The sequence below is a fragment of the Nonomuraea sp. NPDC049141 genome, from assembly GCF_040648415.1.
GTDB lineage: Bacteria > Actinomycetota > Actinomycetes > Streptosporangiales > Streptosporangiaceae > Nonomuraea.
In genome coordinates this window covers 352,083-371,493 of sequence record NZ_JBEZDR010000006.1, presented here as the reverse complement: position 1 = coordinate 371,493, position 19,411 = coordinate 352,083, and the positions used below count along the sequence as shown (strand labels likewise).

At 69.7% G+C, this 19,411-nt stretch carries 18 protein-coding genes; 10 read left to right on the top strand and 8 right to left on the bottom strand.

The window, feature by feature from the left end; genetic code table 11:
- Positions 1-3 precede the first annotated feature (3 nt).
- From AB0B91_RS20705 to AB0B91_RS20695, 3 genes are all read right to left on the bottom strand, one after another.
- A complete protein-coding gene (locus AB0B91_RS20705; RefSeq protein WP_358321695.1) occupies positions 4-279 on the bottom strand; it encodes a hypothetical protein in 276 nt (91 codons plus the stop codon).
- A gap of 296 nt (positions 280-575) precedes the next feature.
- Positions 576-818, bottom strand: a complete 243-nt coding sequence (locus AB0B91_RS20700; protein ID WP_358321692.1) for a hypothetical protein — start codon at positions 816-818, stop codon at positions 576-578.
- A gap of 496 nt (positions 819-1,314) precedes the next feature.
- Positions 1,315-1,722: a hypothetical protein gene (locus AB0B91_RS20695; RefSeq protein WP_358321689.1), complete on the bottom strand. Its 408-nt coding sequence runs from the start codon at positions 1,720-1,722 to the stop codon at positions 1,315-1,317.
- A gap of 616 nt (positions 1,723-2,338) precedes the next feature.
- Between AB0B91_RS20695 and AB0B91_RS20690 the strand changes: the two genes are divergently transcribed.
- From AB0B91_RS20690 to AB0B91_RS20675, 4 genes are all read left to right on the top strand, one after another.
- Positions 2,339-5,353: a BTAD domain-containing putative transcriptional regulator gene (locus AB0B91_RS20690; RefSeq protein WP_358321687.1), complete on the top strand. Its 3,015-nt coding sequence runs from the start codon at positions 2,339-2,341 to the stop codon at positions 5,351-5,353.
- Positions 5,354-5,465: 112 nt separating this feature from the next.
- Positions 5,466-7,166: an IS1182 family transposase gene (locus AB0B91_RS20685; protein WP_358321685.1), complete on the top strand. Its 1,701-nt coding sequence runs from the start codon at positions 5,466-5,468 to the stop codon at positions 7,164-7,166.
- A 101-nt stretch (positions 7,167-7,267) separates the two neighbouring features.
- Entirely contained in the window at positions 7,268-8,251 is a 984-nt protein-coding gene (locus AB0B91_RS20680; RefSeq protein ID WP_358321682.1) for a hypothetical protein, read from the top strand.
- Positions 8,251-8,616: a GntR family transcriptional regulator gene (locus tag AB0B91_RS20675; protein ID WP_358321679.1), complete on the top strand. Its 366-nt coding sequence runs from the start codon at positions 8,251-8,253 to the stop codon at positions 8,614-8,616. The genes AB0B91_RS20680 and AB0B91_RS20675 overlap by 1 nt, the downstream gene beginning before the upstream one ends.
- An 842-nt stretch (positions 8,617-9,458) precedes the next feature.
- On the opposite strand, the gene AB0B91_RS20670 is transcribed toward AB0B91_RS20675, so the two are convergent.
- Positions 9,459-9,713 (bottom strand): RICIN domain-containing protein, encoded by a 255-nt coding sequence (locus AB0B91_RS20670; protein WP_358321676.1) that lies wholly within the window; start codon positions 9,711-9,713, stop codon positions 9,459-9,461.
- 366 nt (positions 9,714-10,079) lie between these two features.
- On the opposite strand from AB0B91_RS20670, the gene AB0B91_RS20665 reads away from it, so the two are divergent.
- On the top strand, positions 10,080-10,511 hold the full coding sequence (locus tag AB0B91_RS20665) for a calmodulin-binding protein (protein WP_358321673.1): 432 nt from the start codon (positions 10,080-10,082) through the stop codon (positions 10,509-10,511).
- 331 nt (positions 10,512-10,842) lie between these two features.
- On the opposite strand, the gene AB0B91_RS20660 is transcribed toward AB0B91_RS20665, so the two are convergent.
- Entirely contained in the window at positions 10,843-11,607 is a 765-nt protein-coding gene (locus AB0B91_RS20660; protein ID WP_358321670.1) for an SDR family oxidoreductase, read from the bottom strand.
- 159 nt (positions 11,608-11,766) lie between these two features.
- Here AB0B91_RS20660 and AB0B91_RS20655 point away from each other — a divergent pair, with 159 nt between their 5' ends.
- The gene (locus AB0B91_RS20655) at positions 11,767-12,429 is read left to right on the top strand and encodes a TetR/AcrR family transcriptional regulator (RefSeq protein ID WP_358321667.1); all 663 of its coding nucleotides are present in this window, start codon (positions 11,767-11,769) and stop codon (positions 12,427-12,429) included.
- A gap of 41 nt (positions 12,430-12,470) precedes the next feature.
- Here AB0B91_RS20655 and AB0B91_RS20650 read toward each other — a convergent pair whose 3' ends face one another.
- Entirely contained in the window at positions 12,471-13,481 is a 1,011-nt protein-coding gene (locus AB0B91_RS20650) for an ADP-ribosylglycohydrolase family protein (protein WP_358321665.1), read from the bottom strand.
- Between the two features lie 86 nt (positions 13,482-13,567).
- Here AB0B91_RS20650 and AB0B91_RS20645 point away from each other — a divergent pair, with 86 nt between their 5' ends.
- The gene (locus AB0B91_RS20645; protein ID WP_358321663.1) at positions 13,568-14,560 is read left to right on the top strand and encodes a pyridoxal-phosphate dependent enzyme; all 993 of its coding nucleotides are present in this window, start codon (positions 13,568-13,570) and stop codon (positions 14,558-14,560) included.
- On the opposite strand, the gene AB0B91_RS20640 is transcribed toward AB0B91_RS20645, so the two are convergent.
- Positions 14,499-15,227 (bottom strand): TylF/MycF/NovP-related O-methyltransferase, encoded by a 729-nt coding sequence (locus AB0B91_RS20640; protein WP_358321661.1) that lies wholly within the window; start codon positions 15,225-15,227, stop codon positions 14,499-14,501. The genes AB0B91_RS20645 and AB0B91_RS20640 overlap by 62 nt on opposite strands.
- A 108-nt stretch (positions 15,228-15,335) precedes the next feature.
- The gene (locus tag AB0B91_RS20635; RefSeq protein ID WP_358321658.1) at positions 15,336-16,196 is read right to left on the bottom strand and encodes a SpoIIE family protein phosphatase; all 861 of its coding nucleotides are present in this window, start codon (positions 16,194-16,196) and stop codon (positions 15,336-15,338) included.
- A gap of 241 nt (positions 16,197-16,437) precedes the next feature.
- Between AB0B91_RS20635 and AB0B91_RS20630 the strand changes: the two genes are divergently transcribed.
- Genes AB0B91_RS20630 through AB0B91_RS20620 form a run of 3 tightly spaced genes read left to right on the top strand, consistent with a single transcriptional unit; the run spans position 16,438 to position 19,363 of the window.
- Positions 16,438-17,592 (top strand): hypothetical protein, encoded by a 1,155-nt coding sequence (locus AB0B91_RS20630; protein ID WP_358321655.1) that lies wholly within the window; start codon positions 16,438-16,440, stop codon positions 17,590-17,592.
- Positions 17,589-18,707 carry a hypothetical protein gene (locus tag AB0B91_RS20625; protein WP_358321652.1) on the top strand — a complete coding sequence of 373 codons (1,119 nt, stop codon included), beginning with the start codon at positions 17,589-17,591 and terminating at the stop codon, positions 18,705-18,707. Before AB0B91_RS20630 ends, AB0B91_RS20625 begins: the two co-directional genes overlap by 4 nt.
- Positions 18,677-19,363 carry a response regulator gene (locus tag AB0B91_RS20620; protein WP_358321649.1) on the top strand — a complete coding sequence of 229 codons (687 nt, stop codon included), beginning with the start codon at positions 18,677-18,679 and terminating at the stop codon, positions 19,361-19,363. The genes AB0B91_RS20625 and AB0B91_RS20620 overlap by 31 nt, the downstream gene beginning before the upstream one ends.
- The last annotated feature ends 48 nt before the right edge of the window (positions 19,364-19,411 follow it).

Below are 19,411 nucleotides of genomic sequence, written 5' to 3'. Positions count from 1 at the left end.
GCGCTACTGACACTTCTTGTCGCCGACCGCTGTCACGAACTGCTTCGCCGATTCTTCGGCCGCAAGGACCCCAAGCTGTGGGCTTACGAAGGTGACGACGCGCATGCCCCCCACAACGACGTCAACCTGCTGCTCCGATTCTTTGAGCGCGTCAACGCTGCCAAGATCTCCAAGGCTGTCGATAGCCCCATGCTGGCCGAGCTGATTGGCCGCCATGCTGCGTGGTGGGATCTTGCCCTGGCAGAAGAGAAGGAACATGCGCCGCGGTGGCATCTGCATGATCTCGCGATTGGGCGAACAAGTACGCTAAGGACCGCGCAGGTAGACACGAATATCTGCGGAATTGGGCATCCAACCGCCGCCGAGATTTACCTGAGTCGACGCGCGGCAAGGAGTAGCCGTAGCTTGCCGCGCGCGGCGCGGACCGTCCGGGCCTGCTCGGCGGCTACCGGTACGGCTGACACGCCCTGCTCGGCGAGGCCTTCGCCGGACGCCTCGGTGAGGGCCTGGCCCTCGTCGACGGGCGCGGGCGTCGCCTGGCTCCCGCCGGTGCGGGCGGCCGGTTCCGCGACCGTCTATTCGGGCGACGAGCTCGGCGCCGCGGCGTCGGGCGTGGGGTCGGCCTCCGGCAGGGCAGCGGGGCGGCGGCCCGTTCTGGCGGACCCGTAGTCCTTGATCGCCTCACTCACCTTCGCCCGGCCGATGCCGACCCGTCGGCCGATCTCCGCCAGGGACAGTCCCGAGGCGTTGGCCTCCTCGAAGACCGCCGCCCGGACCCCGGCGAGCACGCCCTTGGCCGCGTCGATCAGGAGCGGCACCCGGCGGGCCCGGTCGATCGACTCCAGCCGATCCAGCTCCTGCAGCGCGCCGATGCCGCCGAGATGAGGGCTGCCGGCCCGATCTCACCGCGGTGTCGGACAGTTGTCCCCATTGCAAGCCGAAACAGGACGCCCCCATGGACCTGGCCGACCAACGAGTCCACCGCAAAGCCATCTTTCGCGGCCTCACCAACGAGTACCGGATCGCCAGGTGATCAGATGGCCAGCTGACACCACCCGAGAACCGGCATGTCAGACACCGCACCCTATTTATGAGCCCCACAGGATCGGCGTCCACAACGCCGCCGTGGCGTTGTCGCCCCGTACTTGGGCCGAATGAGCCGGTCGATGATCTGCTGCCGGTCGGATGCTGTACCTCCTCTGGCACCCTTGCTGACCGCGAACACCACGGCCGCCGCCGCACCGACCGTTTGGAGTAAAGGCACGCTGGCACCAGCGCGCGCCAAGCTCTGCGACTTGTCCTGGACCAGCCGCGTCAGCAACTCTCCCTGATTTGGTTGGAATGTTTCGAAACGGTGTTTCCGTTGAGCTCGCTGCCGAGGATGACTGCCTTAAAGGTGTGAGTTCCGGTACCCGCACAGTTGTAGAAGACGTACTGATCGTATCCCGGACCGGTCACCGTCGCCGATCTCTTGGTTCTCCAGGCGCCGGGCACAATCTGCTCCCAGATCTCGATGGTGGCCCTGCCTGTGCCGCAGCTGATGCTGCCGTAACCGATGATGGTGTTGCCGTCCCGGTAAGTCCGGCCTATTTGAAGACAGCTGGCCGCCTGAGACGTTGGGGCGGTGGACGAAGCGGATGTGATTCCCGTGCCACCCAAGAGTGTTAAGAAGGATACGGTCGCAGTGGTGGCGACACGGAAGAGCGCTGGCCTTCTCTTCATGAGCACGTCCTTTCCGATGGTTGTGGCAGTGATCGATGGAACGTGTTGGTGGGCGGATCTGGTGAACGTGCGATCTTCACCGGGGCCGCGCCCGGTAGACAGAAGTACTGGCCCGTATGCGCCAGTTGCGTAGCCCGTGCACGGTGCGCGCTCAGCAGCTACGCAGGCCCCACGACAGCATGTTCGTCGTCGACCTCTCGTGCAGTATTCCCGAGCTGTTGCCGGGGATGATGAAGCACCAACCCCAATTGCCGCCTATGTGCGCCTGCAACCTGGGTGAGTCGCCGCCGCCGCAGTTGCGGTAGCCGACGTACTGCTTGCCGCTCGACAGCCAGGAACTCGCGCCACAGGGCTCGGCCTGGACTGGCCCAGCCGGGACGGTCAGTGTCGCCCCCCATCAACGCGGCGATGGTCACCGCCAGCGTGAGTCTTTTCGCGGTCTCTCTCATGCCGAAAAGCTAGCGAGCGGGTGACTATCACCTGCTTGACGGCCGATGAACGCTCGCGATTCCCCGCTCCACGTCTGTGAGCAGCGCGGATCCCGCGTTGCCTGGCGGCGGGCGGCAGTTTTCGGCAGAATCGGCGGCAGGCCTGGCGATTCGGACGGGGATCGTTCATGCAACTGGCACGGAGTTCGTTCGGCGGGCTGATCCGCGGCCGCCGCGTCGAGGCGGGCATCACACAGCAGGAACTGGCCCGGCTGGCCGGCCTGAGCGTGCGCGCCCTGCGTGACATCGAAAGGGACCGGTCGCGTCCCCGTGCGTTGTCGGCGCAGCGCCTGGCCGCCGTCCTCGACCTCCCGGATGACGACCGAAAAGGGCAGCCTCCCGACCACCGGCTCAACACCGGCGAGAGCGGCCTGCGGCTGGACATCCTCGGCCCGATGGCGGTCAGGCTCGACGGCGCCGAGGTGAGCGATCTGTCGCTGGCGCGGCGCGACCTGCTCGCCCTCCTGGCGCTGCACGCAAACGACGTGGTCACCATCGACGAGATCGTCGACACGCTGTGGGGGGAGCGGCCTCCCCGGACGTGCCGCAATGTGGTGCATGTCCACATCAGGCGGCTGCGCGCGGCGCTCGGCCACGGACCGGCCGGTGAGCCCCTGATCTCGGCTGGTAATGGGTACACGATCAGGGTCGACCGGGGTGGAATCGACGCTGGGCGGTTCAGTGACCTCCTGGCCCGGGCGCAGGCCGAGGAGCCTGGGTCGATGGAGGCGTACCGGCTGCTGGACGAGGCGCTCGGTTGCTGGCGCGGCCGGGTGCTGGCCGACGCTGGCGAACGCGTCCGGCAGCACCCCGCCACGATCGCGCTCGCCAACCGGAGGCTTACGGCGGCCCTCGCGTTCGCCGACACCGCCCTCGTGCTGCGACTCCCCGAGCAGCCGATCACGTTGCTGCGCCGGCTCGCCCACGACGAGCCGCTGCACGAAGGACTGCATGCCCGGCTGATGCTGGCCATGGCTGCGAACGGCGAGCGGCCGACGGCGCTGGTCGAGTACGCCGGGCTGCGCCGCCGTCTCCGCGACGAACTGGGGATCGAGCCGGGACCGGAAGCCCGGCAAGTCCATCTCACCCTCCTGCACACCGACCACGCCGACGCGGACGGCGCAGGCGGGGGCGCGCGTCGGCTCGACGGGGTGACACCGGCACAGCTTCCTCCGGACATCGCAGCTTCCGCCGGCCGCGCTGACCAGTTGCGCACGCTCGACGAACACCTGGCCGGCACCGCGTCGGCGGCGCCGATCCTGGTGATCAGCGGCACGGCCGGGGTCGGCAAGACCACGCTGGCCGTGCACTGGGCCCACCGGGTCCGCGCCCGCTTCCCCGACGGCCACCTGCACGTGAACCTGCGCGGTTTCGATGAAACCACGTCGCAGGTCACGCCCGCACAAGCCCTCCGCTGCCTCCTGTCCGCCCTGCATGTGTCCCCAGAACGCGTCCCGGCCGACTTCGACGCCCAGGTCGCGCTGTATCGCAGTCTGCTGGCCGGCCAGCGGATGCTGATCGTGCTGGACAACGCTCGCGACGCCGGGCACGTGCGCCCGCTGCTGCCCGCCTCGCCCGGCTGCCTGGCCCTGATCACCAGCAGGCACCGGCTCACCGGCCTGGTCACCGCCGAAGGCGCCTATCCGATCGCGCTCGGCCTGCTCTCCACCGGCGAAGCACGGGAGCTGCTGGCCCGCCGCCTGGGTGACCACCGGCTGGCCGCCGAGCCGCAGGCGGTCGCGCGCGTTGTCGAGCACTGCGCGGGCTTGCCGCTCGCGCTGTCCATCGTGGCCGCGCACGTCGCCACCGCGCCGAGCCTCACTCTCTCCGCGTTGGCCGATCAGGCGGAGAGGATGCGAGACACGCTGGAGGCGTTCGCCACTGGGGACCGCGCCACCGACCTCAGAACGGTGTTCTCCTGGTCGTACCAGGCGCTCGTCCCAGCCGCCGCTCGCCTGTTCCGGCTACTCGGGCTGCACGCCGCGCCCGACCTGTCCGCCGCCGCGGCGGCCGCGCTCGCCGGTATCTCCCCGCGGGAGGCGACGCCGTTGCTGGCCGAGCTCGTACGCGCCCACCTGATCGTCGAACCCGTCCCCGGCCGGTACGCCTTCCACGACCTGCTACGCGTCTACGCCCGGGAACTGGCCGGCGAGCTCGACGGCGAGCCCGACCGGCGCGCCGCCCTAGGCCGGATGATCGGCTACCACCTGCACAGCGCTCATGCCGCGGCCCTCCTCCTGGACCCGAATCGAGCCACGTTCGAGCCGCCCCCTGTGCCGCCCGGCGTGACGCCGGAGCATCCGAGTGACCACGACGCGGGCTTCGCCTGGCTGGCCGCCGAGCGCGAAGTGCTGATCGCCCTCACGGGGCAGGCTGCCCGCACCGGTTTCGACAGGTCCGCCTGCCACCTCGCGTGGGCTCTGACCGACTTCCTCAACCGCTGCGGCAGGCGGCACGACAGCGTCTCGGTGCAGCGCATCGCGCTGGATGCGGCCACCCGGCAGAACGACCCGTACGCCCGAGCGCACGCGTGCCGCTCCCTGGCCAAGGCCCTGGCCAGGCTGGGCCGCTCCGACGAGGCTCACACGCAGTATGAGCGGGCCCGTGCGGAGTTCGCCGCTATCGGGGACGACGCCGGACAGGCCCGATGCCATCGGGGACTGGCGGTGCTCCACCAGCGGCAGGGCCGCCTGCCGGACGCGCTCGACCATTGCCTTCAGGCGTGTGAGCTGATCAGAAAGACCAGCGATACGGTGCAGCTGGCCAGGGCGCTCAACGCGCTCGGCTGGTGCCAGGCCCTCCTCGGCAAGCACCGGGAAGCGCTCGTCCACTGCGAGGAGGCCCTCCGGCTGCAGAGGGGCCAAGCCGATCCGCCCGCCGAGGCCGGAACGTGGGACAGCCTCGGCTACATCCATCGTCACCTGGGCGACTTCGTCCACTCCGCGTCCTGCTACCAGCGGGCCGTCGACCTTAACCACGCCCTGGGCGACCGGCCTTGCGAAGCTGACGCGCTCGACGCCCTCGGTGACACCCACCACGCCGCCGGCGACCATCACGCGGCCACCGCCGCCTGGAGAGAGGCGCTCGCCATCTACGACAGCCTCGACCACCAGGCCGCCGACACGGTCAGGAACAAGCTCTGAGCTTGACTCTGTCGGGAATCTTGAAAACATCCAGCTGTCCCGAAGGGCGACTGATCAGTAACTGTGAGGCTTCTGGGGTCGGCGAAGTCGGTCATTCTCCCGAGGTGGTCAGGTGTCTCTACCGGTTCGTCCCCGGTCCGCGCTGGAGGTCCCGGAGCTCACCGCCCAGGTAGCACGAGCGAGTAATCCCCGTGGCACCCCGGCCATGTGGATCCGCGACCGGCTGGATGGGTTATGGAGCGATGAGGACTTCGCGCAGTGGTATTCCCGCGACGGCCGGCCGGGACTCTCACCCGCCCAACTGGCCACGGTGAGCGTGCTGCAATTCGTGCTGGACCTTTCCGACCGCGATGCCGCCGAGGCCGTGCGCTGTCGCATCGACTTCAAGTACGCGCTCGGCCTCGAACTGGACGACCCCGGCTTCCACCACAGCGTGCTGGGTGACTTCCGTGACCGCCTGCTGCAGGACGGGCGGGCGGACCGGCTTCTCGATCTGGCCCTGGCCCGTCTGAAGGAGGCCGGACTGGTCCGCGAGCGCACCACCCAGCGCACCGATTCCACTCATGTCCTGGCCACCGTGCGCGACCTGACCCGCCTGGAGTTGGTCACCGAGGCCATGCGCGCAGCCCTGGAGGAACTGGCCCGCACTGCCGCTCACGCGCTGAACGGCTTGGTCGATGAGGACTGGGGACGCCGCTACGGCCGGCAGGTCCGCCTGGGCAAGAACCCCACCCGGCCCAAGACCAGGATCAACACCACCGGGGCAGATGCCCGTCGCCTGCTGGATCACCTGAGCCGAAACCATCCCGGCCTGCTGGGCGGCCCTCAGGTGCAGGCCCTGCGACAGATCCTGGTGCAGAACTACTCCTGCGACTCCACCGGGCGGCTGCGCTGGCGTGACGATGACGACGATAGCGGTCTGCCGCCCTCGGCCAAGCGGATCATCTCGCCCTACGACCTGACGGCCCGCTATGCGCGTCGGGGGCAGGTCACCCGTTGGCAGGGGTTCCTCGCGCACGTGACCGAGACCTGCTCCGGCGACGGCCCCAATGTGATCACGGACGTGGTCACCATGCCCGCGACCAGCGCTGACACCGAGGTCCTGCCCGGCATCCACACCCGACTGGAACGCCGGGGCCTACGGCCCGAGCAGCACCTAGTCGACGGTGGCTACACCTGCCTGGTCCACCTCGAACAGGCCGAACGTGAACACCAGATCACCGTGGTCGGACCGCTTCCAGGCAACCCCACCCACCAAAACCGCCAGGGTGAGGGTTTCGCCCGCGACGACTTTCGCATCGACTTCGACCGCCAGGAAGTCACCTGCCCGCAGGGCCAGGTCAGCAAGGGCTGGCACGGCCCTTATCCGACATCCTCGCTGACCGCCGCCCCGTTGATCGTGGCCCGCTTCACCAGGAGCCAGTGCCAACCCTGCCCGGTCCGAGCCAAGTGCACCACCTCCCGCGACGGTGCGCGCAACGTGGGCTTTCCTCCGCGAGAACTACACGAACTGCAGCTGCGCAACCGCGCGGAGCAGCGAGAACCGGACTGGCACAAGCGCTACGCGGTGCGTTCCGGCATCGAGGGCACCATCTGCGAGTTGGCCCACGGCCATGGCATGCGCCGCTGCCGCTACCGCGGGCAAGCCAAGGCCCACCTGCAACACGTGCTCACCGCCATCGCCGTCAACGTCGAACGCCTCAGCCGGCACCCTCCTGGAGAAAGCGCGCCCCCACGACCGCCGACAGCCTTCCAGGACTACCTCGACCAGCAAGGCATCCCGCGCTTGCGTTCCTGGCGAGCCGCCAGCTGACCCGACAGCGAACAAGATCCCCGACAGAGTCAAGCTGAGTCTGAGACCCTGGCAGAACTGTTTGCAGTGTTATAGTCAAAAGCAAACAGTTGGAGGTGGCAGTGTCCCGTTTCACGGACCTCGCCGCACCGGGACGGCTCCATCGCCTGATCTTGACGGCCGTTCCCCCGTTACTCATGCTGATCGTCCCCACGGTCTTGGTGGGCATTTACGGGGGACGCCTCCCCGACCGCGCCTACGTCGACAGCTGGGCCACCACCACCGAATACGCGCCCACCTGGGAAGACTGGGTGTCGCAACATCGCTTCTCACTGGTGTTGTTCGAAGCGGCGCTCCTCGTCCCGTTCCTGCGCTGCTGGCGCCTGCCGCAGGCCCAACGCGCCATGGTGATCCTCAGCTTCGTCGTCGGCGTGTCCGTATCGGTGTCCGGCGCACTGTGGCTGATGACGCTGCTCGACGCCCCAGGTCCCATGCCCCGGCCCGCCTGGCACCTGGCGGTGGAGATCGCCGCGACCGTTGCGGCGGCCGTGCTGGGCTACCTGGCGGCGGGCCGGCTGCCATCGCCGCCCGAGGCGACCGCCGCGCCACCGCCGCACACGCCCGCCATGGAGCTCGGCCCGTCCCAGCGGATCATGTTCGTGACCTCGTCCTGGTCGGCGCGCAGGCTGGTGGTCGCCGCGGTACTGGGCGCGGTCACCGCGCTGAGCGTGGACAACTTTTCCGACGCATGGCAAGGAACAGCGTTGCTGGCACTGTGGACGATTTTCGAGGCGGCGCAGACACGCACCCGCCTGCAGATCGACGCCTCAGGGATCACAGTGAGGCCCTCCTGGCTGCCCGTCCTGCGGCGTACGGTGCCGTACTCCTCGGTACGGTTCGCCGAGGCCAGGAGCGAACCTCCTCCCGGGCGTTACAAGCTGGACGACGGTGAGGCGGGCTGGGGCGTCGTCACCGGCAAAGGGCCGGTCCTCGTTTTGTCGTTGACCGACGACCGGCGGTTCGTCTATTCCACCCGCGCGGCCGAGACCGCGGCTGCCCTGGTCAACGGATGGCTGAGCAGGCAACGACAGGGAGAGACGGCGTAGTGCTGATCACAGTGGATCCGGCATCGTCCCAGCCGCTCGCCGACCAGGTGGCCGGCTCGGTACGCGCCGCGCTGGCCAACGGCACGGCAGCGCCCGGGGACCGGCTCCCCTCGGCCCGCAACGTGGCCGCCACCCTCGGCATCAACCTGCACACCGTGCTGCGGGGCTACCAGCAGTTGCGCGACGAGGGGCTGGTGGAGCTACGCCGCGGCCGAGCGGCCGTGATCACCGAGACGGCCGACCAGTTCCGGCTCCGGCTCGCCGCAGCGGCCGAAGAGTTCGCCAGAGCCGCCCTGCACACCGGAGCCTCCGACGAAGAGGCACTCACGGCAGCGCAAGAGGCGTTGCTCGCCCTGCGAGGCTGACGCGCCTGTTCCAGCCCCCACATGGTTCTGTCGCACCTGCTCTGGCTCATGGCGTGCTGGATCCTGAGCACCGAGATGCGCACCTGGAGCCTGCTCATCCCCATCATGGTGGCCGGACTTGTCCCAGATCATGCAGTCCCAAGGCTGGGGATCGGCGCTGTGGAGCCTGCCAACCGTCGTCACCATCCACGAGGTGGTACATCGTCTACGCCGACGTTGGAACGTGACAGCGCGGCGTCCCCGCCTGTGGCTACGCAGCATCGGCCGACATGCCCGTCACCGCGACGACTCATCCAGCCGCAGATGAGCAGCATCCGCCCGAGCCCCACCGCGCATACTCCCCAGCCGGAGCGACCGCCGCGCGCGGAGCGGCTCGGCCGCCGAGGGTTTCATGACTTTTGTGACAGGGTCACGCGCGCACGCATGAGGGGGTTGCGGAGTCCTGGGATCTTCAGGGTGCATGGTGTGTTCTCGATGCCGCTGAGACCAACGTTGACTTTGCGCGCATCCGGCGACCTGACATGTGATGGCGTCAACTTCCATGTCCAGCTCCAGTCGCCGCTGAGCACCCTCGGCCAGCAGGTCTCCACGATCGTCGGCGGAGGGCTCGTGAACTGCCACGCGGCGTTGCCCTTGCCGTGGCCTGCTTGTGGCGGTCAGCCAAGGTGAGCGGGGCTGATCACTTCGGGCCCGCCACTCCGCTACCAGTGGATAACCGAACAGTCCGCACTCCGTCCTCCCCGGGGGTGCGTGAGCAGGACGTCGATGCCGACAGGCAGGGAGATGGGGCCGTGCCGGTAGAGCCGGCACGGCCCCTTGTGCTTCCGGTGTGGCCGGCGGGGTCAGGTCAGGGTGTCTTCGACCTCGATCAGGCCGTTGTCGATCACCCACTTCTGGTTGGTGTGGTTCGCGCACTGCCACAGGTGCACCCGGGTGCCGTTGGTGCGGGCGTTGGTGGCGTCCAGGCACATGGGGGGTCCGGCGAGAGCGGTGTGGGTAGCGAGTTGTTGGGCGGCGGCCGCGGCGGGCAGGGCGGTGACCGCGCTCAGGGCGATGGCGGCGACGGCGCCGGCCAGGAGGTGGCGGGCATGCAGCATGGGGGGTCTCCTCGGGAAGGATGATCAGGACCCAAGCACCAGCTCATAGCTGAGAGTGATTGATATATTACTCATAGTCACATTCGCCTGCCCCTGGGGCGCGGCGAAAAGAGGTGGGCGACACCGACGACGGTCCGCCCCGCGGTGGTCGTGCACCATCACCCAATCGGCGCGCGTCATGGCAGCGTCGCCGACGGCACTCGCGAACAGCGCCACAGCGGGCGCCCAGCGTCGGGCCAGTCGGGCACGCGTGCAGGCGGTGACTGCGTTGTCACCGTGACGTCAGGGACCGTTTCTCATCTTCGCGTGATTACTTAGAGCATGCGACAGTAACTCAAAGTTATCGCGCGTAGTGAAAGGATCTCCATGCGCCGCATCCTGACCAAGACCCTCACGCTTCTCACCGCCGTCGCGACAATCGGCCTCGTCGCCCCAGCACCCGCCCATGCAGCGGACTCGGCCTACTTCGTGATGACCGACGTCACCCGCGCGGAGTTCGTCGTCAAACTCACCGACCCTCGCAAGATCCAGCACGCCCGCGACCTGCTCAGCGGCACCACCACCAACGAACCACACGTCATCGGACGCATCGACAAGAGACCCGCTCCCTACAACTGGCGCTGGAGTTACCATCTGAGGCCCGAAACGGTCGACTTCTTCGACTTCGCCATCGAGGTCTGCGACGCGACCATCCCCTACGTCGAGGATCACCTGGACGAGGCCGGCGGGCCGTTCCTGCCCGGCCTCGTCTGGTGCCCCTGGACTTCCAACCTCGTGCGCGAAATCCCAGCGCCATAGCCCCGGACGTCATCTGTTATCGCGGCTGCTTCGGCCCGTCCGGGCGGGAAGCGCGAGTCCGTCGTTACAGGTTTCAAGCGGACACGGCACCGTTGCGCCGCGATTACATCGCGTAGCTGACCATAACGTTGCCCGTTTCATGCCGAAGGCCGTAGCCCGGCCGCCCGCTTCGGGGCCATCGCCGCCAGCAGTTCGGCCGCCCGCTTGGAGTCCATCGCCGCCAGCCGCCCGGCCGCCCACATCGGGTGGACGGCCTGTTCGAGTACAGCCTCGCCCGCCCCCTCGACGGTTTCGCCGCCATGGTGGAGGGATCGTCCCGCAAGGCGCCTGGCTAGACTGCGGCCCAGCCGTTGTCGACGGGGAGGACGACGCCGTTGATGTTGCTGGCGGCGTCGGAGGCGAGGAACACGATGGCGGCGGCCTGTTCGTCCGCCTCGGCGGGGCGGCCGACGTTGTGCATGTACGCGCCGATGGTCTGCGGGCCGTGCGTGGCGGGGTCGGCGTTGACGACGATGCCGGTCTTGGTGCCACCCGGGGCGATGGCGTTGGCCCGGATGCCGGAGTTGCGGTACATGACGGCGACCGACCGGGTGAGTCCGACGATGCCGTGCTTGGAGACGGTGTACGCGGTGCCGGCCGCGCTGCCGCGCAGGGCCGCCTCGGACGCGGTGTTGACGATCGCGCCCTTGCCCTTGGCGAGCATGTGCGGCAGTGCGGCCCGGGTGAGCAGGAACGGCGCGGTCAGGTTGACCCGGATGACGCGTTCCCATTCGGCGTCGGAGACGTCGGCCGTGCCGGACATCTGGTCCATGATGCCGGCGTTGTTGACCAGGACGTCCAGCCCGCCGAAGGTGTCCATTGCGGTGGCGACGACCTGGTCGACCACCGCGGGGTCGCTCAGGTCACCGGTCACCACGACCGCGGTGCCACCCGCCTCCTGAATCTCCGCCACGACGGCCTTGGCGGCCTCACCGTTGAGATCGGCCACCACCACCTTGGCGCCCTCCTGGGCGAAACGCAGAGCGGCGGCCCGCCCGATACCCGATCCGGCGCCGGTCACGATGACGCTGCTGTCTTCCAGGCCACTGCTGCTCATGTTCCGCTCCTCGCGGTCGTACGTCATGGATCAGGCCCGCCGATAAGACCTGGTCAGGAGACCGTACGACTTTTTGTCGCTGAACGCCAGATAGTCAGGAGGCGACAAAAAGTGCTAACGTCCGCAGAGTCGTGTGCGCGACAGGCCGGGGAGGTAGTGGTGACTCACGACGCATGGGCGCCGGTCGGGGTGACCACGGCTCGCTCCACCGCGCGGATGGGGCGCCCGCCCCTGACCGAACGGCGCAAGGCCGCGACCCGTCTGGAAATCGCCCGAGAGGCGGTCCGCCTGTTCACCACCAACGGCGTCGGCGGCACCTCCGCCGAGGAGATCGCCGCGGCGGCCGGAATCTCCGCTCGCACGCTGTGGCGCTACTTCCCGAACAAGGAGAGCTGCGTCCTGCCCCTGCTGACCGGCGGGATCGAAGTCACCCGGCGTTGCCTGCGCTCATGGCGCCCCGACCAGGGCGTGACGGAGCTGCTCGACGCCATGCGGGCCAGTGCCGGCGAGCTCGCCGCCGACAGAACGGCGCTGCTCAACCTGGTACGCCTGACCGGCAGCGAGCCGGGACTACGCGCGGTGTGGCTGGAGGCGCACCGGGAGGCCGAACCGGTCTTCGCGGCCGCGCTCGCCCAGCGTGCCGGGATGTCCAGCCCCGACCTGGTCGTCACCGTGCAGGCCGCCATGATCAACACCGCGCTGCGGACAGCGGTGGAGCACTACGCCTTCCACACCGACCCGGCCGCCGCGGAGGAGGCGGGTCTGCTGGAAGCGACGGTGAACCAGGCGCTGCTGGCGGCGGCTCGCGGTCTCTCCCATTAGGCATGGGAAGTGGCCAGGCTGTTTGAGCGGAGTCGGCTGGATCAGCCGTACGCGGCCGAGAGCTCGTCGGCGAGCCGCTCGATCGTCTCCCGCCCCTCCAGCGGACGCCACCACTCGGCCGGGAATACGGCGGCGCCGTGCGCGACCCCCAGGAGGTTGCCGCAGACCGAGCCCGTGGAGTCGCTGTCTCCCGAATGGTTGACCGACAGCAGCATCGCCCGTTCCACCGACGGCTCCACCAGCGCGCAGTAGACCCCGATCGCCAGCGCCTCCTCGGCGACCCACGCCCCGCCGAGCGACTCGACCGCCTCCGGCGTGTGCGCGCCGCCGCGGGCCAGCTCGGCCGCCGCGCGGAGCGCGCCGGCCGTCTCCTCATGCCGCGGGTACGTTGCCAGCAGATCCAGAGTGTCCTGTACGGCCTGCGCCAGGGGCTTCCCCGCCACCAGGAGCGCGACGATCGCGGCGAACGCCCCGGCGGCCAGGGAGCCGGTCGGATGCCCGTGGGTGATCTGCGCGCAGGCGGCGGACAGCTCGAAGGCGGCCCGCGGGTCCCTGACGGCCAGGCCGAACGGTGCCGAGCGCATGACCGTGCCGCATCCCTTGGAATCGGGGTTCACCGGGCCTGGCTCGCCGAGCGGAGCCGGGCCGGGAAAGTGCCGATGCAGCCCTGACAGGCAGGCGTTGCCCGGTGCCCGCCGGGAGTACAGCCAGCCCTCCTCGCGCAGCCGGCCCGTACGATGCGGGCGGTCCGGTGGGGGAGGCGCCGGATTGTCCTGGGTGTCGAGCCAGCGCTGGTACGCCAGCCGCACTGACTCCACGGCACCGTCCACGGTCTCGGCGCGGGTGAGCCCCTCCACCGTGAAGAGCGTCATCTGCGTGTCATCCGTGATCAACCCGGTCTTGCCCCGCCAATCGGTGACATATCCGGAAATGCCGTCATTGCCCCAGTGCTTGCGGATCTCCCTGAGCGACTGGAACTCGATCGGCGCCCCCAGCGCGTCGCCGATCGCTCCGCCGAGCAGGCAGCCTCGAACTCGATCCCGGACGTCCATGGGAAGATCCTGCCAGGTCCCCAAGGGCGGCTGAAAGACCGCGGGTCATCGATGGCGGCTCGCCCGGCGGCAGACAGGAGAAGCCAGTGATTCTCCCCATCGAGGACACCCCGCTGCACCGGCTGCCGAATCTGGCGAGGCACCTCGGCATGGACCCAGACCAGTTGTGGGTCAAGCGGGAGGACCTGACGGGCCTCGCCGGCGGCGGCAACAAGGCCCGCAAGCTGGCCGCGATCGTCGCGCACGCGATGGCCCAGGGCTGCGATCACCTGGTGACCGGCGGGGGAGCGCAGAGCAACCACGCCAGGATGACCGCCGCCGCGGCCAACATCGCCGGCCTCGACTGCGACCTGGTACTCACACCGAGCATGCCAGGCGACGAGAGCGGCAATTTCCTGCTGGACCGGATACTCGGGGCGCACATTCACCGCCTGGACGCCGCGGCGATGCCGTACCACGAGCTTGAGGCCGCCATCCAGGCGCGTGCCGACCGGCTCGCCGAGCAGGGACGCCGACCGTACGCCATCCCGATCGGCGGCTCGTCGGCGCTCGGCGCGGCCACGTACATCCAGGTGGCCCGCCAGCTGAGGCAGCGGCTGGACCCCGACCTGGTCGTGGTGGCCGCCGGTTCGGGCGGCACGCACGCCGGCCTGGTCGCCGGCTTCGGTGACCACGGCAAGGTGCTCGGCATCGACGTCGGCGCGCGCCCCGGGCTGAGCGCGGCGGTGGAGGAGCTCGCCGCCCAGGCGGCGAGCCAGGCCGGCCTGCCCCGGCCCGCAGGCCGGTGCCGGATGGATACCGCGCAGGTCGGGGCGGGGTACGGGGCGCCCACGGACGCGGCGTTGGCGGCGCTGCGGGTGGCGGCCAGGACCGACGCGTTGCTGCTCGATCCCGTCTACACGGCCAAGGCGATGGCGGGCCTGTTCGCCGCGGTGCGCGCCTGTCCGGGGACGCTGGTGGTGTTCCTGCATACCGGTGGTCTGCCGGGGTTGTTCGCCTCGCGGTATGCGGGGTGGCTCACCAGTTCGCTGCCAGCCTCCTCCGCAGCCGGGCCAGGAACAGCGGCGGAACCTTTCTGACCTCGCGGGCACCGATCACCTGGAACAGCGCTCGCCTGTCGGTCATGTCGCCCTTGCCGCTCGGTTCCCTGCCGAACATCGCGACCAAGGCCGTCGTGATGCCCGTCTTCTCGCTCCACTCCACCAGGGCGCGGCACTCGGCGGGATCCTCGCCGAAGAACTCGTCGAACAGCAGCAGGCAGCCATCGGACAGCAGCGGCGTCACCCAGGCCAGCGCGCAGGCCGTGGCGGATTCGAGGTCGGCGTCGAAATGGACCAGGCTGACCTGGTTCACCTCGGCGGCGAGCTCCGGCGTGAGGGAGTCCTCGAAGAACCCCTCGACGATCCGGACGCCCCTGAGCCGCGGCACCGGCGTCGCGAAGGTGCCCGCGCGCAGGTGCTCGTAGCTTTCCGGAAGCCCTTGGAAGGAGTCGCAGGCGTAGATCCGCTTCCTGCGTTGCCGGCGATCCCAGAGGCCGCTACGCCACAGCTCGTCCCTGATCACCCGGGTGGAATACCCCTTCCAGACGCCGAACTCGACGATGTGGCCGGGCACGGCGCGGGCCAGCTGCACGGACAGTTCGATGACCTGGGCACGGGAGGGGAAGGTGACCTTGCCCCTGATCCCCGTCCAGTCCCCGGGAGTGCCCCGTAACCACGTCTCGTCGAGCAGCCGGTTGTCGGCCATGAGAGGTTCCTCCACTTGTCGCGACTCCGGCCCCCCGGAGACCCTCCTCATGGAAGCAGTGCCGACACGCGCGGACCATGCAGAATTACCGGCCCGGCACGGGAGGCCTCAAGTGGTGACGAAGTCCGCGATGACCACGGTCGCGTCGTCCTTCGGCTCCACGGCGGCCATCTCGTCGAACACCCTGTCCAGACAGGCGGCGGGGGACTGCCCACCGGCGAACAGCTCCCTCATGCGGGGCACGCCGAGGGCGCGGATCGCGCCGTTCGTGACGATGACGACGCGGTCACCCGGACGGAGGGACACGGTGCCGACCTGCGGATCGGGGTCGGACGCCAGGCCGATCCAGCGCGGCGGCGAGCCGTCCGCCAAGGAGTGCGGCGTGGTGATCTGCTGAGGCGGCTCGCTCTTCGCGCAGTGCCAGATCGCGCCGTCGCCGACGTGCGCGAAGCGCAGGCACGGGCCGTCCTCCGGGTCGAGGATGATCAGGTCCAACGTGCTGACCAGGCCGGACGTGGCGGGGTCGCGCAGGTAGGCGGTACGCACGGAGTGATGCACCGCCTGGGCCCAGTCGTCCATGTCCGCCTCCCGCGTCCCCGTGTAGTGGGGCCGGGCGGCGACCACGGCACCCAGGACCAAGGCGGCAGAGGCCTGGCCGCCCGTTCCGCCGCCCGTTCCGTTGGCCGCGCCGTCGTTCGCGCCGTCGGCCAGGCGGTCGGCCGGGCCGTCGTCCGCGGGACCATCCGCGGGACCGTCCGCGGCGTCGTCCGCGCCGCTGGCCGCCGCGATCAGCCGTTCCTGGATGACGTACGCGTCGGACGGCCGGCGGTGCGAACCCTCGTACGTACCGCCCACCGCCGACAGCCGCGGCCGCGCCATGGGCATGCCGGCCGGCCAGGTGCCGCGCTGACCACGAACCGCCATCACAGACAGACAGGAGAGCAGAATCGTGATCACGATGAAGGTCATGAGGTCCCCTCTCGTCGCGGTCATCGCGACACGCGCCCAGTACACGCCCGCGCGAGACGACGGCGACTGACGGCCGATCAGCCGTCATGCGGCCCGGCCGCCGGTGGTCCAGGGTGCGAAGACGCGGTGCATACCGCAGGAGAGCCGGCCCGAGGAAAACAGCCATGCGACACCCCGCTCGTCCCTACCGGGTGCGTTATCGTGAGACCCGTTTTGTGCTCTCATCGCGAGCGGACGGCGCATGGCTCACCCCGGTTCCACGAGGTACGACTCGGCGGCCAGGCAATTGGAGAAGGCCGTCGCGCGTACGGCCGCGGGAGCGCGGGTCGCGGTGGGCCTGGTGGCGGTCATCACCGCGACGATCGGCGCCGTCCCGCCGGTCTCCGCCCGGTGGCTGGTGCCCATGCTGGTGGTCGAACTCGGGTGGACGCTGCTGTTCGCCCGCCTGGTGTGGCGCAGGGAGTTGCTGCCCATCTGGCTGGCGGCCGGTGATGTGGCCATCACCGTCGCGTTATGCCTCGCGCAGCGCGACCTCGTGGCGAGGGCGGCGCTGGAGGCCGGCGCGAGCTGGATCGCGGGGCTGGTCACGATGACCATCGTCGTCGCCGGGGTCGCCTGGCCGCCCAAGGTGGCCATCCCCACCGGCCTGGTCATCTCGGGGGCCTATCTGGCCGGGGCGCGGCTCGCGTCCCCTTCCCCGGACGTGATCATCACGACGGGGACCCACTTCGTCCAGATTCTCTCGATCGTGGTGCTGATGATGCTGCTGCGCCGCTCCTCGGCCTCGGCGGACGCCTTCCTGAAGGAGAGCGCGCGCGCCGAGATCGCGCTCATGGTGGAGCGGCTGCGCCGCGAGGACGAGCTGCGGCAGGTCGGCAGCATCCACGAGACGTCACTGCACACGCTGACGATGGTCGGGCTGGGCACCTACGACGGGCCCTCGCCGACCCTGCGCGACCAGGCGGCGACCGACCTGTCGGCGCTGGAGAAACTCCGTGACACGCCGCGCGCCGGCTCCGCCTCCATAGCCCTGGACACCCTGCTGGACGAGGTGGCAGGGCGGATGACGGGCCTGGACGTCCACCGGAGCCTGGTGCCGGAGACCGTGCCCGGGGACGTCGCGGAGAGCTTCGCCCGCGCCGTCACCGAGGCCCTGGCGAACGTCGCGCTGCACGCCGGCGTACGCGAAGCGGAGCTGCTGTCGAGCAGGCACGACGGCGAGATCCGCGTGGAGGTCGCCGACGAGGGCCGCGGGTTCGACCAGGACCGGCTGCCGGCCGACCGGTTCGGCGTTCGCGGATCGATCCTCGACACGATGCGGTCCCTGCCGAACGGCGGCGCCGAGATCTCCTCAGGCGGCCAGGGCACCCGGGTGAGACTGTGGTGGCGGCCGTGACCGAGGAGATCGAGCAGGTCGCGCAGCGCTATGCCCGCTACACCGCGATCGGCGCGGTGATGATCGCCCTGCTCTGGCACACCGGCTACGACCTGACGGTCACGATCACCGGCTGGGACGACTTCCGCTGGCCGGTGGTGGCGGCGGTGTCCTGGATCCTGTACACCGTGATCGCGGTGGTGGCCGCGTCGGCGCTGCTGCGTTACTCCAGCGGACCGCGCAGGGGGCGCGAGCTCGCCATCCCCGCGCTGGCCCTGGCCATCGCGGTGATCGTGGCCTGCTACCCGAAGGACCTCATCGCCCCCATCGACTGGGGCTGGGGTTCGGTCGGCTGGCTCGGCGTCCTGCTCCTGTGGAACCGGCCGCGCGGCCGGGGCGAGCTGCTCGCCTTCCTCACAGCCAACGCCGGCATCATGCTGGCGGCGATGGCCGTGACCGGGACGCTCGACCGCGTCTCCATCGCCAAGTACCTGATGGTCGAGGTCGGCAGCATCACCCTGCAGCTCGGTTACCTGGCAGGCTGTCATACCCTCCGCGTCCGCGCCGAGGACGCCGTGCTGCTGGCCCGCCGGCTGGCGGCCGACGACGCCTGGCGGGAGTCCGCCCGGCGCATCCACGCCGACCGGCTGCGCAGGTACGACGCCATCCGCGACGTGGCGGAGTCGCTGCTGAAGCAGCTCGCCGACGGCGCCGATCCCGGTGATCCCCGCGTACGCGCGGACTGCACGGCCGGGGCCATGCGCTTGCGCCGCCTCATCACCGAACGGGAGGATGTGCCCGACGAACTGGTGTCGGCGCTGCGCGAACGCATCGACGCGGCCGAGCGGCGCAAGGTCCTGGTGACGGCGCCGCCGTTCGGCGACAACCTGCCCGACCTGCCGGAAGGCGTACGAGAGGACCTGCTCAGAGCGCCGATCCTGGCACTGGACGGCGCCAGATCGCGGGCCAGGGTGACCGTGTCCGCGATGTCCACCATGATGAGCGTGGCCGTCGTGGCCGACAACGACGACCTGCCCATCAGCCCGACCCCGATCCGCGAGCCCAGCGGCGTCGTCGTCACCTATCAGCGGCAGGGAGGGGAGGTATGGGTCAACAGCATCTGGCAGGGCCCGTGACGGTCGCCTTGGTGGAGGACCACCAGGTCGTGGTGGACGGCGTCAGATCGTGGTTCGGCCCGCCCAGCCCGGTGGAGCTGGTCGCCCAGGGGTCCACCATCGAGTCCGTCCGCGGCACGGCCGCCGACGTGCTGATGCTCGATCTCAACCTCAACGGCACCCTGGTCATCGACCGCGTCGCCGAGCTGTGCGGCGGCGGGCAGCGGGTCATCGTCTTCTCCGAGCACGAGGAGCCGGAGACGGTACGCGCCGTGCTGGACGCGGGGGCGTCGGCGTTCATCGGCAAGGGCCGGGCCACCCGGGAGTCCTGCCTCGAGACCATCCTGGAGGTGGCCGCCGACAAGCCGAGCATGACGCCGCCGATGGCGCAGGCGATCGCGACGGACGAGAGCCCGTACCGGCCGCAGCTGTCGGACAAGGAGCGGGCCGCGCTGCTGTTCTGGTTCCAGTCGATGTCGAAGGCGTCCGTGGCGGCCCGGATGGGGATCAAGGAGCGGACCGTACGCCAGTACATCGACCGGGCCCGGGTCAAGTACGCGGCGGCCGGACGACCCGCGCCCACCAAGGAGAAACTGCTCATCTGCGCCATCCAGGACGGCCTCATCCGTCCCGACGAGGTGATCGTCTACACCTCCCTGGCCGCTCGGGAGAAGTGACAGGCGCGGCAACCCCTTCTCGATCGGGTGATGCCGTTGCACCATCGT